This is a genomic window from Muricaecibacterium torontonense, from assembly GCF_004793925.1.
GTDB classification, from domain to species: Bacteria; Actinomycetota; Coriobacteriia; order Coriobacteriales; family Atopobiaceae; genus Leptogranulimonas; species Leptogranulimonas caecicola.
Genome location: NZ_SRYE01000003.1, coordinates 52,630 through 66,091 on the forward strand (window position 1 = coordinate 52,630; position 13,462 = coordinate 66,091).

The 13,462-nt window shown below is 57.4% G+C and carries 10 protein-coding genes; all 10 read left to right on the plus strand.

The window, feature by feature from the left end; translation table 11 throughout:
- The first annotated feature begins 1 nt into the window (after nucleotide 1).
- The 10 genes from glyS (at nucleotide 2) to E5334_RS05300 (ending at nucleotide 13,240) form a co-directional block, all read left to right on the plus strand.
- Complete coding sequence (gene glyS / locus E5334_RS05255) at nucleotides 2-2,083, plus strand: glycine--tRNA ligase subunit beta (protein ID WP_136012567.1); 2,082 nt, start codon at nucleotides 2-4, stop codon at nucleotides 2,081-2,083.
- A 190-nt stretch (nucleotides 2,084-2,273) separates the two neighbouring features.
- Nucleotides 2,274-3,179 carry a pyruvate, water dikinase regulatory protein gene (locus E5334_RS05260; RefSeq protein WP_275438939.1) on the plus strand — a complete coding sequence of 302 codons (906 nt, stop codon included), beginning with the start codon at nucleotides 2,274-2,276 and terminating at the stop codon, nucleotides 3,177-3,179.
- A gap of 338 nt (nucleotides 3,180-3,517) precedes the next feature.
- Nucleotides 3,518-6,280, plus strand: coding sequence for a pyruvate, phosphate dikinase (ppdK, locus tag E5334_RS05265; protein ID WP_136012569.1), 2,763 nt, complete (start codon nucleotides 3,518-3,520; stop codon nucleotides 6,278-6,280).
- Nucleotides 6,281-6,474: 194 nt separating this feature from the next.
- Entirely contained in the window at nucleotides 6,475-6,816 is a 342-nt protein-coding gene (gene rplS, locus E5334_RS05270) for a 50S ribosomal protein L19 (RefSeq protein WP_136012570.1), read from the plus strand.
- A gap of 78 nt (nucleotides 6,817-6,894) precedes the next feature.
- Nucleotides 6,895-7,653, plus strand: coding sequence for a ribonuclease HII (locus E5334_RS05275; RefSeq protein WP_136012571.1), 759 nt, complete (start codon nucleotides 6,895-6,897; stop codon nucleotides 7,651-7,653).
- Between the two features lie 241 nt (nucleotides 7,654-7,894).
- Entirely contained in the window at nucleotides 7,895-8,389 is a 495-nt protein-coding gene (locus E5334_RS05280; RefSeq protein ID WP_136012572.1) for a YraN family protein, read from the plus strand.
- The gene (locus tag E5334_RS05285; RefSeq protein WP_136012573.1) at nucleotides 8,389-9,891 is read left to right on the plus strand and encodes a YifB family Mg chelatase-like AAA ATPase; all 1,503 of its coding nucleotides are present in this window, start codon (nucleotides 8,389-8,391) and stop codon (nucleotides 9,889-9,891) included. The genes E5334_RS05280 and E5334_RS05285 overlap by 1 nt, the downstream gene beginning before the upstream one ends.
- Nucleotide 9,892: 1 nt before the next feature.
- Nucleotides 9,893-10,780: a DNA-processing protein DprA gene (locus E5334_RS05290; RefSeq protein WP_136012574.1), complete on the plus strand. Its 888-nt coding sequence runs from the start codon at nucleotides 9,893-9,895 to the stop codon at nucleotides 10,778-10,780.
- A gap of 91 nt (nucleotides 10,781-10,871) precedes the next feature.
- On the plus strand, nucleotides 10,872-12,221 hold the full coding sequence (gene trmFO / locus E5334_RS05295; RefSeq protein WP_136012575.1) for a methylenetetrahydrofolate--tRNA-(uracil(54)-C(5))-methyltransferase (FADH(2)-oxidizing) TrmFO: 1,350 nt from the start codon (nucleotides 10,872-10,874) through the stop codon (nucleotides 12,219-12,221).
- Nucleotides 12,222-12,235: 14 nt separating this feature from the next.
- The gene (locus tag E5334_RS05300) at nucleotides 12,236-13,240 is read left to right on the plus strand and encodes a tyrosine recombinase (protein WP_136012576.1); all 1,005 of its coding nucleotides are present in this window, start codon (nucleotides 12,236-12,238) and stop codon (nucleotides 13,238-13,240) included.
- The last annotated feature ends 222 nt before the right edge of the window (nucleotides 13,241-13,462 follow it).

Consider the following 13,462-nt stretch of genomic DNA (forward strand, 5'->3'; position numbering starts at 1 on the left):
TATGCCTTACACGAGCGATTACCTGCTTGAGATCGGTTCAGAGGAGCTGCCTTCGGCCCCGCTCGACCATGCTCAGAAGCAACTGGGGCAATTGGTTGCAGACGGCCTGGCCCAAGCAGGCCTTGGCGCCCATGAGGCCGAGGTCTATTCCACTCCTCGTCGCCTGGCTGTGATCGTGCACGATGTGCCTTCAGAAACCCAGGCCATCTCCACTGTCAAACGCGGTCCTGCAGCTTCCATCGCCTTTGACGCAGAGGGCAAGCCCACCAAGGCTGCCGTGGGGTTTGCTCGAGGCGCCGGCGTCGCACCAGAAGATCTGGTGGTACGCGAAGAGGGCGGCAAAGAGTACGTCTTTGCCCAGATAGACATCCCCGCCAAACCTGCCAAGCCCCTTTTGGAAGCGCTTTCCTCCAAGGTCATTGGCGAGCTGGACTGGCCGCGCTCCCAGCGCTGGGGTTCCACCCATGAGCGCTATGGGCGTCCGGTGCGCTGGATCCTGGCCCTCTATGGCGAAGAGCCTCTAAAGGTCTCCTATGCAGACGTGGCAAGTGGCACTACCACCCGCGGCCACCGCGTGTTGGGGCCTGGCGAGCATGAGGTGGCGCATCCCAGCGATTATCTCAATGTGCTCCGTGATGCCTACGTGCTCACTCAAAAGGAGCGTGAAGAAGCAATCCGTCAGGGCATCGCCCAGCAGGAGGAGCGGCTAGGTCTTAAGGTGGACACGCCCAAGAAGGTCTTCAGCGAGGTTGTGAACCTTTGCGAGTGGCCCACGGTCTTGGTGGGCCGCTTCGACGAGGAGTTCTTAGACGTTCCTCACGAGATCATCTGCGAATCCATGCTCTCCCATCAGCGCTATTTCCCCACCTACGATAAGGACGGCAATCTGACTCGCGACTTCATCGTGGTGGGCAATGGCGACCCTGCATGCTCAGAGACCATCATCGACGGCAACGAACGCGTGGTGCGTGCCCGTCTGGACGATGCCAAGTTCTTCTATGAAGAGGACCTCAAGCATCCGCTGGATTACTACTTGCCTCAGCTGGAGAAGGTCACCTTCCAGGAGAAGCTGGGCACTTTGCGACAAAAGGTCGAGCGTATGGAGGCTCTGGCGCCTGTAGTGGCTACCGAGGCAGGCGGCACTTCAGACGAGATCGCCTGGGCCCAGCGTGCTGCTCATCTGGCCAAGGCAGACCTGGTGACTCAGGCAGTGGTGGAGTTTACCAGCCAGCAGGGGGTCATGGGCGGCTACTACGCTTCTGCCGCCGGCGAGCCCGAGGCTGTGGCCACCGCCATCACCGAGCACTATCGTCCTCGCTTTGCCGGAGATGAGGGTCCTTCCTCGCTGATAGGCGCTTCTGTAGCCATTGCCGATAAGCTCGACACCATCGCCGGTATGTTCGCCATCGACGAGCCGCCCACCGGTTCTTCCGACCCCTTCGCCCAGCGCCGCAGTGCCATTGGCATCATCCATATGCTCGAAGACCTCCCCCAGGTTTCCCTGTCTGACCTCATCGACGCCGCTCTGGATGGCTATGCCAATCAGGGGCTTAACTTTGACCATGGTCAGGTGGCCCAAGCGGTGCGCGGGTTCTTCCTTGGTCGTCTGGCGGTCATGGCCAAAGAGCAAGGAATCTCTCCCGATACCGTCGCTGCAGTCTCTGCCGTGTCGATCATCGATCCTGCAGAGTTCTTCTCTCGGACCCAGGCTCTCGAGCAGGCCCGCTCTCAAGAAGCGGGGCTCTTCGAGGATCTGGCTACCGCCTATGCCCGCGCTGCCAACCTGGCCGACCGTGAGCTGGGCGAAGAGGTGGATGAGTCCATGCTGGGCGACGCCGAGCGCCGCCTGCTGGATGCCTGCGTCGCTGGCAAGGAGCAGGTCTCTCAGGCATTGACGGCCGGAGATTATCCGGCAGCCCTCTCTGCTTTGGGTGCGCTGCGCGGGCCCATCGATGGCTTCTTCGAGGACGTCATGGTCATGGACGATGACCCTGCCATCCGTGCTAACCGCCTGAAGCTCCTCAATGCCTTTGCTGCCATCTTTACCAACGTGGCAGACTTCTCCGAGCTGGCCAAACGTTAGTCCCAACTCGGGAAACTGGGGGTTTCTCGGTAACAAAAAGAAGGGAGCACCTGGAGCTTTATTGCGAGAGGCGGGCTCCCGACAACTCAACTTTTTAAGGCTCCTGACAGCTTTAGGTTGTCGGGAGCCTTGTTGTAAATGTAGACTCTATGAATGGTTTGGACCTAACCCCGACCTTTCAGGAGGCTCAGTGCCTAAGTACAGCTTTGAGGGCGAGTCCATCGACTACGCCCGCGATTGTGCCGTTATCCATGTTATTTCAGATTCTTTGGGTGAGACCGCCTCTTCGGTGGTGACCGCTGCGGCCGCGCAGTTTCCCCTAGGCGATGTGCACATCAAGCGCCTGCCCAAGCTCACCCACGTGCGTCAAGTGATCGATTACTTTGACAGCCTGAGCGACGATGCCAAAAACCATCCCACTGCCGTATTCCATACCATTGTCGATCCCTCTCTTCGCCGAGAAGTGCGCCGCGAGCTCGATAGGCTGGAGATTCCCTCGGTAGATTTGCTGGGACCGGGCATCGCTATCCTGTCTTCGCTCACCGGCAAGGAGCCTGCAGGCGTGCCCGGCATCAATCACGAGGCAGATGATCGCTACTTCCGCCGGATCGAGTCCATGGAATTCTTTGTGGAGCACGACGACGGCCGTAACCCTCAAGAGCTCGATCTGGCAGACATCGTTCTTATCGGCGTATCCCGGACCTCTAAAACCCCGCTCTCCATGTACTTGGCGTTCATGGGTTACAAAGTGGCCAATGTCCCCCTTGCGTTGGGAGTCGAGCCGCCCATTGAGCTGGAGAATGTGGATCCTTCCCGCATCTTTGGCCTTATGTCCACTACCGATACGTTGGTGTCCATCCGCACTCGCCGCCTCTCTAAAGACGGCGCTTCAGATTACGCCGCCTCCTATGCGGATCCCGCAGAAGTGGTGGCCGAGCAGGCAGAGGCTCGCAAGCTCATGCGTCACTTGGGCTGCATGATCATCAACACCAGCGGCAAAGCGGTGGAAGAAACCGCTAATGATATCATTAATCAAATTGAAGAGCTCAAGCGCATTCGCGCCGAGTATGCCGCCCGTGAAGCTGCCGGCAAATAACTAGTGAAATAAAATCTTGCAAAGGGAGGGGACGAAAGCGCTTTTGTGTCCCCTCCGCAAGGCCAGCCGTAGATTCCTCATGAAAACGGCCGACAATTCTGTTTTTGGACCCATTCACAGTCATTTAAGACCTCTGAATACTAAAAGTATCGACCACCTCGAGCAATATCGCCGCAGGTCGATAGGTGTCCGTTAAAAAACTATGTATTCTGAGTTGAATTTCCCTCTGTGATTACTGTCATTTCAGTGTTACCTTATTGAACGTGTTCAGTTGACTGCCTTCAATCTGAAGGCCGCCGTGGGGCGCTATAAGCGTCCGTAAGAATCGAAGGAGACTTATGGCTGATCCAAATAAGCACGTCTACCGCTGGGGCATCGATGCCAACGGTAATGACATCACTGAGGCAGACGCCTCAATGAATTACGTGGTCGGCGGCAAGGGCGCCAACTTGGCCGAGATGGCAAAGATTGGCCTGCCTGTGCCTCCAGGATTCTCCATCACCTGCCAGACCTGTGTTGCCTATTCTGGCAATGACAATACCTGGCCTGAGGGCGTCTATGCCGAGATCGACGAGGCTCGCGAGGACCTCGAGAACCGCATGGGCAAGAAGCTGGGCGATCCCAAGGATCCCCTGTTGGTATCTGTGCGCTCCGGCGCCCCCTTCTCCATGCCTGGCATGATGGACACCGTGCTCAACTTGGGCCTCAATGACGAGTCTGTCCAGGGCATCATTGAGCAGACCAACAACCCCCGCTTTGGCTGGGACTCCTATCGTCGTTTCATCCAGATGTTCTCCAACGTGGTTATGGGCGTCGACGCCGATCTCTTCGAGAACGCCATCACCCAGCGCAAGCTGGCCAAGGGCGTCAAGAGCGACACCGACCTCACTGCTGAGGATCTCCAGGAGCTGGTGGCCCAGTTCAAGAAGATCTTCTCTGAGAACGTGGATACCGCAGCTCATCCCGAGATCGTGGTAGATGGCGTCGCCACCTTCCCCCAGGATCCCTACCTGCAGCTCAAGCTTGCCATCGAGGCCGTCTTTGGCTCTTGGATGAACGAGCGCGCCATCCTCTATCGCCAGCAGAACAAGATCCCCGACGACCTGGGCACCGCCGTCAACGTCCAGATCATGGCCTACGGCAACAAGGGCAACGACTCCGCCACCGGCGTCGCCTTCACCCGCAACCCTGCCGACGGCACCCGCGAGTACTACGGCGACTTCTTGGTAAACGCCCAGGGCGAGGATGTCGTGGCGGGCATCCGCAATACCCAGCCCATCGCCGAGCTCAAGGAGATGGAGGGTCTCGAGGAGGCCGGCAAGCAGCTGGACGACATCTTCGAGCTTCTGGAGAACCACTACCACGACATGATGGACATCGAGTTCACCATCGAGAACGGCAAGCTCTGGATGCTTCAGACCCGCGTGGGTAAGCGTACCGCGCTGGCCGCCCTCCACATCGCCATCGAGATGGAGAAGGAAGGCCACATCACCAAGGAGCAGGCTGTCACTCGCGTGAATCCCCAGCAGCTCGATCAGCTCCTGCACCCGCAGATCGACCCCAACGCCCAGCTGGACGTGCTGGCCACCGGTCTCAACGCCAGCCCCGGCGCTGCGGTGGGCGAGGTCGTCTTCTCCAGCGCCGACGCTGTGGACTTCGCCGAGCAGGGCCGTCCCTGCATCCTGGTGCGTTGGGAGACCAACCCCGACGACCTCAAGGGCATGGTTGCCGCCGAGGGCATCCTCACCTCTCACGGTGGCAAGACCTCTCACGCCGCTGTTATCGCCCGTGGCATGGGCGCCCCCTGCGTCTGCGGCGCTGAGGCCCTGAAGATCGACGCCGCCAACAAAGAGGTCAAGATCTCCGGCACCGACGTGGTGCTCCACGAGGGCGACGTCATCACCATCGACGGCACCACCGGCCGCGTAGTGCTGGGCGCTGTGGAGTTGGTTAAACCTGAGCTCGCCGGCGACCTGGAGACCATCCTCGAGTGGGCTGACGAGATCCGTCTCGACGGCTCCACCGGTCGTGTCATGGGTGTGCGCGCCAATGCCGATAACCCCGACGACGCCAAGCTGTCCCTTGACTTTGGCGCTGAGGGCATCGGCCTTTGCCGCACCGAGCACATGTTCCTGGGCGACCGCAAGCAGATCATCCAGGACTACATCCTCTCCGAGGACAAGGATGTCAAGGATCGCGCCGTCAAGGCTCTGACCGAGGCTCAGGAGGGTGACTTCCTCCAGATGCTCGAGACCATGAGCGGCCACCCCATGATCATCCGTCTTCTGGATCCCCCTCTGCACGAGTTCTTGGACAGCCCCCGCGAGCTGGCCGTCGAGATCGCCAAGCTGGAGGCTGCTCAGGCCGATCCTGCCCTCATTGCCGAGAAGACCGCCCTCCTCGCCCGCATCGACGCCATGGCTGAGGCCAACCCCATGCTGGGCCTGCGCGGCTGCCGTCTGGGCATCATGTATCCCGAGCTCAACGAGCTCCAGGTGCACGCCATCGCCACTGCCACTGCCGAGCTCAAGCAGAAGGGCCTCGATCCTCAGCCCGAGATCATGATCCCCCTGGTTTCCACTGCCGCCGAGCTGGCCGTGGTGCGCCACCAGGTGGAGAACACCATCGCTCAGGTGGAGAAGGAGACCGGCGTGTCTCTGGAGATCCCCATCGGCACCATGATCGAGCTGCCTCGTGCCGCCGTCGAGGCCGAGGAGATCGGACAGTTCGCCGACTTCTTCTCCTTTGGCACCAACGATCTCACCCAGACCACCTTCGGCTTCTCTCGTGACGACGTGGAGAGCGCTTTCATCCCCACCTACCTGCGCAAGAAGCTGCTGCCTACCAACCCCTTCGAGACCTTGGATCCCGCAGTGGCCAAGCTCGTGGGCATGGGTGTTGCCGGTGGCCACGCTGCCCACGCCGACATCACCTGCGGCGTCTGCGGCGAGACCGGCGGCGATCCCGACTCCATCATGACCTACTATGACCTGGGTCTCGACTACGTCTCCTGCTCGCCCTACCGTGTGCCCATTGCGCGCCTCACCTCCGCACAGGCCAAGATCAAGGCTGCGGGCAACATGGGTCACCAGGACAAGTAGCCTCAGGTGAGCTTTCTCTGAACTCTCACACTTCAAGCGACCATTCTGCCAAAGTGGAATGGTCGCTTCTTTGCATCTCCCGTGAATTGCGGGCTTGCCCTTGTGGGATGTGAGGTGCAGGGTTACTATATTCCATCGTGTGTAAAGCTATGTGTCGTTCGCGGAGTGCGACGGCACCTCTAGGAAGAGGAACCATGGACTACATTCGTGCCATCGAGCGTCAGCAGATCCGCGAGGACATCCCCACGGTCATCCCTGGTGACAACGTCAAGGTGCACTATCGCATCAAGGAAGGCGACCGTGAGCGTATCCAGGTCTTCCAGGGCGACGTCATCCGTATGTCCGGCGAGGGCGCCCGCGAGACCTTCACCGTTCGTAAGATCTCCTTTGGCGTAGGCGTCGAGCGTACCTTCCCGCTCTACAGCCCCAAGATCGCCAAGCTCGAGGTTGTGCGTCACGGTGACGTGCGTCGCGCCAAGCTCTATTACCTGCGCGATCGCGTGGGCAAGGCCGCTCGCATCCGCGAGAAGCGCTAAGCTTTTATCCTATGAAGCCAAAAACGGCATCTGCCAAGTGGTGGGTGCCGTTTTCTTTTAGATTCATGGGGAGTTTTGATGGCTCAGACCACAGCGACGTCCATCGCAAAGGCATTTGCGGAAGCTCCGCTCGAACAACTTCCAGAACTTATCGAGATTCACATAGCCGACCCTCGAAAGTCAGTGCAGACTGCTGTGACTCGGGCCATCAAACGCTACGAGGCTTATATGAAAGAGCGGGAGCGGGTGGCGGCCCTTTATCGGTATCAAGCATCTTTTGGAGAGCCTTCCATAGGCGTAGACGAGGTGGGTCGAGGCCCCCTTGCAGGTCCTCTGGCCGTGGGTGCAGTGGTGCTTCCGCCAGAGCCGCAGCTCCTAGGGCTCGATGACTCAAAAAAGCTTTCGCCTTCCTGCCGAGAAGAACTTGCTGCCCAAATCAAAGAAGTGGCCCTGAGTTGGACGGTGATCTATAAGGAGCCTCAAGTAATCGATGAGGTGGGTATCGGCCGCGCGCTCAAGGATGCTATGGCAGAGGCAATCGCTGCTACCGGTTTTGGAGATAGGGCCGCAGCGGTGCTTATCGACGGCAATCCGGTTCATGTGCACCCACAAGAGATTTCCATCGTGAAGGGCGATGGGCGAGTGGCTGCTATTGCAGCGGCCTCCATTGTGGCAAAGGTCGAGCGCGATGCTCTAATGGTGGCCTATGACCAACAGTATCCCGGTTACGGGTTTGCCCATAACAAAGGGTATGGGTCGGCAGATCACATGGCAGCCATTAGGCAGATGGGCCTCACGCCTCTCCATCGCCGATCCTTTTGTGGCCGTTTCTTGTGAGATCTGATCGGGTATACCAGCGGCTTGTCTGGCTCCATCCTGTATTCATACGGTCCTTTATGGGAATTGCCAGCAGGACCAAGGCTTTTTGGATAGTTTTATCTTCGATGGTGACAAGAAGAGGTCTCATGGTCAGAAATCTGTTAGAGCCTGGACAGTTTTCTGACAGACGCCTCACAGATGCTCCCTTCTAAGAACCCGGCGCTAAGGAGGCGCCGCGGTCACGACTAGGGGAGACACTATGAATCCAGCTCAGAAAGGCGCCGCCCTTTTAGAGGGTGATCAAAAGACGAAAGCCCAGGATGCCTCAGTGCCTCCCTGGGACACATTTCCACGTCCTCAAAAGTCAGTGGCTCAATACACCACCCAAGAAGTGGGTCAGGAGGGTGAGCACCTGGCACAGGTTTATCTTATGAGGCGCGGCTACGATATTTGTGAAACCAATTGGCGCATCAAGTCCGGCGAGGCGGACATCATTGCCACCGAGGATGGTCAAGAAGCCGTATTGGTCGAGGTAAAGACCCGATTGGCGCTAGGGGAAAAAGATCCTGTGATGCCCGAGCTGGCAGTAGATGCCGATAAGCGCGCCCGCTATCACAAGCTCGCTCTGGCTTACCTAGGACAGCATCCAGAGTTTAGCTCAGTGCGATTCGATGTGATCGCCATCGTGATCATCCAGGAGCGCATGGCACGCTTGCGCCATCTGGTGGGTGCCTTTAGCTGGGATGAGGGCTGATGACAGCCGTACGTGTGCAAGCCGGGGTGATCCATGGCTGTGAGGCGTTGCCGGTATCGGTGGAAGTGGAGCTTTCTGGCGGAATACCCGGCATCAATATCATAGGCATGCCTGATATGGCTGTGCTTGAGGCCAGGGCTCGTGTAAGGTGCGCATTTCGAGCAGCAGGATTCATTATTCCTCGGCTTTTAGCCACCGTAAATCTGGCACCTGCAGATCTAAGAAAGACGGGGACTGGCCTAGACTTGCCCATTGCGGTGGGCCTGTTGGCAGCCAGTGGCCAAATCTCTTTAATGGAGTTGGACAGGTACCTCTTTGTGGGAGAGTTGGGTCTGTCTGGCGAGGTAAACCCCGTGCGAGGCATGTTGGCCTATGAGGCTTTGGCTAAAGACCAAGGTCTTACCTTGGTTGGCTATTGCGGGGCACACAACCATTTTTTCTTGGGAAAGCCACCCCTATGTCTCACTTCGCTGGCGCAGCTCAAAGCCGGTCTTGGCACAAGCGCACAAAGGCAGCCGATTCTAGAGAGGCCCCCAGTGAATGTGGGGGATAGTGAAGACTTTAGCGATGTGGTTGATCAGGAAATGCCCAAGCGCGCTTGCGTGATCGCGGCAGCCGGAGGCCATGGGTTGCTGATGATAGGCCCTCCAGGAGCCGGTAAAACCATGCTTAGCCGAAGGCTTGCAGGAATCTTGCCAGAGTTGAACTTAAAGGAGCGAGTGGAATCTGCTGTGCTGCATTCTGTGGCAGGTTTAGACCCCTCTCGTATTCTCGCTGGACAAAGGCCTTTTAGGGCACCCCATCATTCGGTCTCTATGGCAGGCCTTATTGGTGGAGGCAGACCCGTCACTCCTGGCGAGGTCTCTCTGGCGCATAACGGCGTGCTGTTCTTAGATGAGCTTCCTGAGTTTCAAAATCCAGTGCTACAGGCGCTTCGCCAGCCTATAGAAGACGGCGAAGTCAATTTGGTGCGCGCTGATGGATCCTACCGGTTTCCTGCGCACTTCCAGCTGGTCGCTGCAGCAAATCCTTGTCCCTGTGGCCATTTGGGCGATCCCGGTCACGAGTGCACCTGCGTGCCAGATAGGATTCGCAAATACCAGAGCAAAATAGGCGGCCCTCTTTTGGATCGCATTGACTTGGTGGTTGATGTGGCACGTCCAAGCGCCTCCTCAATGGTGCGAGGTCAAGAAGGCATGAGTTCTTATGAAATGCGCCAGCTTGTGAATAGGGCACGTAGCTTTGCCAGTTGGCGTCAGGCACAATCCACCGACGAGCGAACGCTTAATGCTGCTGTCTCCAAGGGGGCGGTGGCCGGCATGAACTTTGATGAAGAGGCTCAAAGCCAGCTGGAGCATATCTCCCATACCTTTGCATTGGGTGGTCGTGCGGTGGTGCGCATTGCTCGTGTGGCGCGCACGCTTGCAGATCTCGAAGAGCGCGAACAGGTAGAGGCAGGCGATGTGGCCGAAGCTGCACTCTATCGTCCTCGGGAGGTGTGAAATGGCTGTTCAAAGATTTGAGCTGACTCCAGATGATCCCCGCTGGCCGGAGATGGTAATCGAAGGCAGTGAGATAACCAAGATCTATGGGCTAGGGGATCCTGCGATTCTCAATAGTCCTTGCGTCTCTATCATTGGCGCCCGCAGAGGCACTCCCTATGGCATTGCCGTAGCCTCTATGGCCGGGCGTTTGGCTGCAGAGAGTGGCATCACTGTGGTATCTGGCGGAGCCATGGGCGCTGATGCCGCAGCAGCACGGGCTTGCTTGGATGCCAAAGGTAAAACCATTGTCTGTGCCGGTACTGGAGCTGATCGTACCTATCCTGCAACGAGCAAAGACGTCTTTGAGAGGGCTATGGAGGGCGGGGGAGCCGTGATATCTTTGTCTCCTTGGGGTTCTGGCCCTGCCAAGTGGGCGTTTCCCAGAAGAAATCGCCTCATTGCGGCGCTGTCTCCTCTTTTGGTAGTGGCAGAAGCCGGCAAACCTTCGGGGACTTTTTCCACTGCAGATGCAGCCACTGCTTTTGGGAAGTCCATCTGTGCCGCGCCAGGATCGATCTTTTCGCCTTACTCTAAAGGTACGAATTACTTGATTGCAAACGGTGCTGAGATCATCCAAGACGAAGAGGATTTAGAGCAGATCTTTTCTACCTGCTATGGCAAGTTAAGACATCCGATCTTTCAAGAAATGCCTGATAGGGGGAGGATTTTATCGGCATTGGTGGCTCAACCTATGCGCCCCGACGACTTGGCGGCTTCGCTTGGGGAGCGAGTGCTTGCCATCATGTCTTCCTTGGGAGATTACGAGCTGGCGGGTTATGTGACTCGATTGCCTGACGGTTGCTATGCTCCTACAGAGAAAACGCTGAAGACTGCCAAGATTGCCTAGGGATTATGGCTTGATCGCAGATGTCTTTGGCCTTCTTTAGCCCCGGTCTACAATGGGATGACTTCAAGAGGTAGTTTGGACTGGGGGCTCCATGGATCAGCAACAGGCATTTGAGCAGGTCACTGTAGTAGGTGGTGGTCTTGCTGGAAGCGAATGCGCATTGTCACTGGCGGCGAGGGGAGTCCCTGTAAAGCTCATAGAGATGCGACCTGTGCGCACCTCTCCTGCTCATAAAACAGGCGATTTGGCTGAGCTTGTATGCTCCAACTCGCTTAAATCGACTCGGGTAGATTCGGCGGCAGGGCTTCTCAAGGCAGAGCTCGACCTGATGGGCTCGAAGCTCTTGCCATTGGCAAAGGCCTCAGCAGTGCCTGCTGGCGGTGCGTTGGCGGTAGATCGAGAAGCCTTTGCCCAGGCAGTGACCCAAGCTATAGAAGAAAGCCCCTTGATAGAGCTCGTTCGCCAAGAGGTGACAGAAATCCCTCAAGGCCCCGTGGTGATCGCGGCTGGCCCACTTTGTTCTGAGGCCCTTTTTGCTTCGGTGCAAGCACTGTTGGCAGAGTCTGGCGCCGCTGAGGCCCTCTCCTTCTTTGATGCGGCAGCGCCCATTGTGGACGCGTCCACAATAGATCGAGAAGTGGTATTCACACAGTCGCGCTATGGAGAAGCCGAAGTAGGTGACTATCTCAATTGCCCTATGAATCAGGAGGAATACGAAGCATTCATCCATGAGCTGGTAAATGCCAAACGTGTAGTGCAAAAAGACTTTGAACAAAAAGATCTCTTTAGGGCCTGCCAGCCTGTAGAAGAAGTGGCTCGTACGGGCCTAGATTCCCTTCGCTTTGGCGCCCTGAAGCCAGTGGGGCTTACCGATCCTAGGACAGGGCGGCGCCCTTGGGCTGCCGTGCAGCTTCGGGCAGAGAATAGGGAGGGCACTGCCTACAATCTTGTGGGTTTTCAAACCAACCTTACCTGGCCTGAGCAGCGTCGAGTCTTCTCGATGATTCCCGGGCTCGCTCAGGCGGAGTTCTTCCGCTATGGAGTGATGCATAGAAACACTTTTATCGACTCTTCCAAAGCGTTAGATGAAACCTTTGCGGTGCCAACTCGCTCACAGGTGCGTTTTGCAGGTCAGATTTGTGGCACAGAAGGCTATACGGAGGCCATTGCTTCAGGCTTTTTGGCGGCGCTCAACACCTATGCAGCCTTGACCGGAGCACCAAAAGTAGAGCTTCCCGCTACAGGCGCGCTGGGCTCTTTGGTAGCCTATGCCACCAACCCAAATACCGTGGATTACCAGCCTATGCATGTGAATTTTGGCCTGGTGCCTCCGCTCGAGGGTCCACGGCTTAAGAAAAAGGAGCGCTACCAAGCCTACGCAGACCGAGCGCTTAAAGATATGAAGAACTACATCCAATCGCGTCCAGATCTCTTATTTTAGGCGTGCACAGTCTTATGGTTCCCAAGCGCGCATCCCACAACGAGAGTTCACCGACCAAAGGAAAGGGCTTCTCGGCATCGAAAGCACCAGATGCTCAGGAAAGCCCTTTTGCGGTTCCCTCCGCCTGGATCGAGGGTTTCTTGCACCATCTTTCCCTGGTGAGAAACCTGTCACCTCAAACGGTGAAGGCTTATAGGAGCGATGTGGAAGCCTTCTCCCGTTGGTGTGAGCATGAAGAGGTGGATCCTGCCGTCCTTGATCACAGACAAGCAAGGGCTTATTTGGCCAACCTTAGGCAAGCCCGCTATGCGGAGCGCACCCGTGCACGCAAACTCTCGTCGCTTCGGACGTTTTACGGGTGGCTTCGCCGAGAAGAGCTCTCTTGCTCCGATGCCATGGATGCGGTGGCTGGAGCCAAGACTCACAGGCAGCTGCCGGTGGCAGCCAATGTGGATGATGTGGTTGCCATGCTCGCGGCCATTGACACCTCGACACCAGAGGGGCTTCGCGATGCGGCTCAGATAGAGCTCATGTTTGCCTGTGGCGCTCGAATTGCCGAGGTCGCTGCCCTTAAAGTGACAGATATAGATAGATCTCAGCGACAGGTGCGCCTCTTTGGAAAGGGGTCCAAAGAACGTCTGGTGCCTCTTCATGATCGGGCATTGCAGGCGTTGGAAGCCTATCTGGATAGAGGCCGGCCTCTCCTGGCCGAGCAGGCAAAGAGATCCAGTTCGCAACTATTCCTGTCTTCTCGAGGCAATCCCATGAGCGCCGATAGCCTGCGCCTTCGCATGGAGGACGCTGTGGCAGCAGCCGGTCTTTCACCCACGCTCACTCCACACTCTCTTCGCCACGGGTTTGCCACATCGCTTCTTGACGGCGGCGCAGACCTCAGAAGCGTCCAGGAGCTCTTAGGCCATGCATCAATCTCCACCACTCAGATCTATACGCATCTTTCCATGGATGCCATAAAAGAGGCGGCAAAGCAGGCAAACCCTCGGTCAGGCAAGGCAGACTAGCATCAGTCTCTCTAAAGGTGCCTAATTCGTGCGTCGAATCTCATCGTGCCGAGAAGCACAGCCTTCTCATCCAGAAGCTTCTTTATGGTTGTGGGGCGTCTGCGAAAAGTGGGCCGTCTAAAAGTTTTGAGCCACTGGCGCAAGAGATGGCTTATACTGTGGTCTTGCTGTGCAAAAGTACGGCGATACATCACACGCGTGATCACTTGGCCGCCGCGGTGC

Bases quoted from the DNA above. Each gene is read 5' to 3' on its own strand.
- E5334_RS05300 (WP_136012576.1), top strand. From the start codon at position 12,236: ATGGTTCCCAAGCGCGCATCCCACAACGAGAGTTCACCGACCAAAGGA.
- rplS (WP_136012570.1), top strand. From the start codon at position 6,475: ATGGACTACATTCGTGCCATCGAGCGTCAGCAGATCCGCGAGGACATC.
- E5334_RS05280 (WP_136012572.1), top strand. From the start codon at position 7,895: ATGAATCCAGCTCAGAAAGGCGCCGCCCTTTTAGAGGGTGATCAAAAG.
- ppdK (WP_136012569.1), top strand. From the start codon at position 3,518: ATGGCTGATCCAAATAAGCACGTCTACCGCTGGGGCATCGATGCCAAC.
- E5334_RS05290 (WP_136012574.1), top strand. From the start codon at position 9,893: ATGGCTGTTCAAAGATTTGAGCTGACTCCAGATGATCCCCGCTGGCCG.
- glyS (WP_136012567.1), top strand. From the start codon at position 2: ATGCCTTACACGAGCGATTACCTGCTTGAGATCGGTTCAGAGGAGCTG.
- E5334_RS05285 (WP_136012573.1), top strand. From the start codon at position 8,389: ATGACAGCCGTACGTGTGCAAGCCGGGGTGATCCATGGCTGTGAGGCG.
- trmFO (WP_136012575.1), top strand. From the start codon at position 10,872: ATGGATCAGCAACAGGCATTTGAGCAGGTCACTGTAGTAGGTGGTGGT.
- E5334_RS05275 (WP_136012571.1), top strand. From the start codon at position 6,895: ATGGCTCAGACCACAGCGACGTCCATCGCAAAGGCATTTGCGGAAGCT.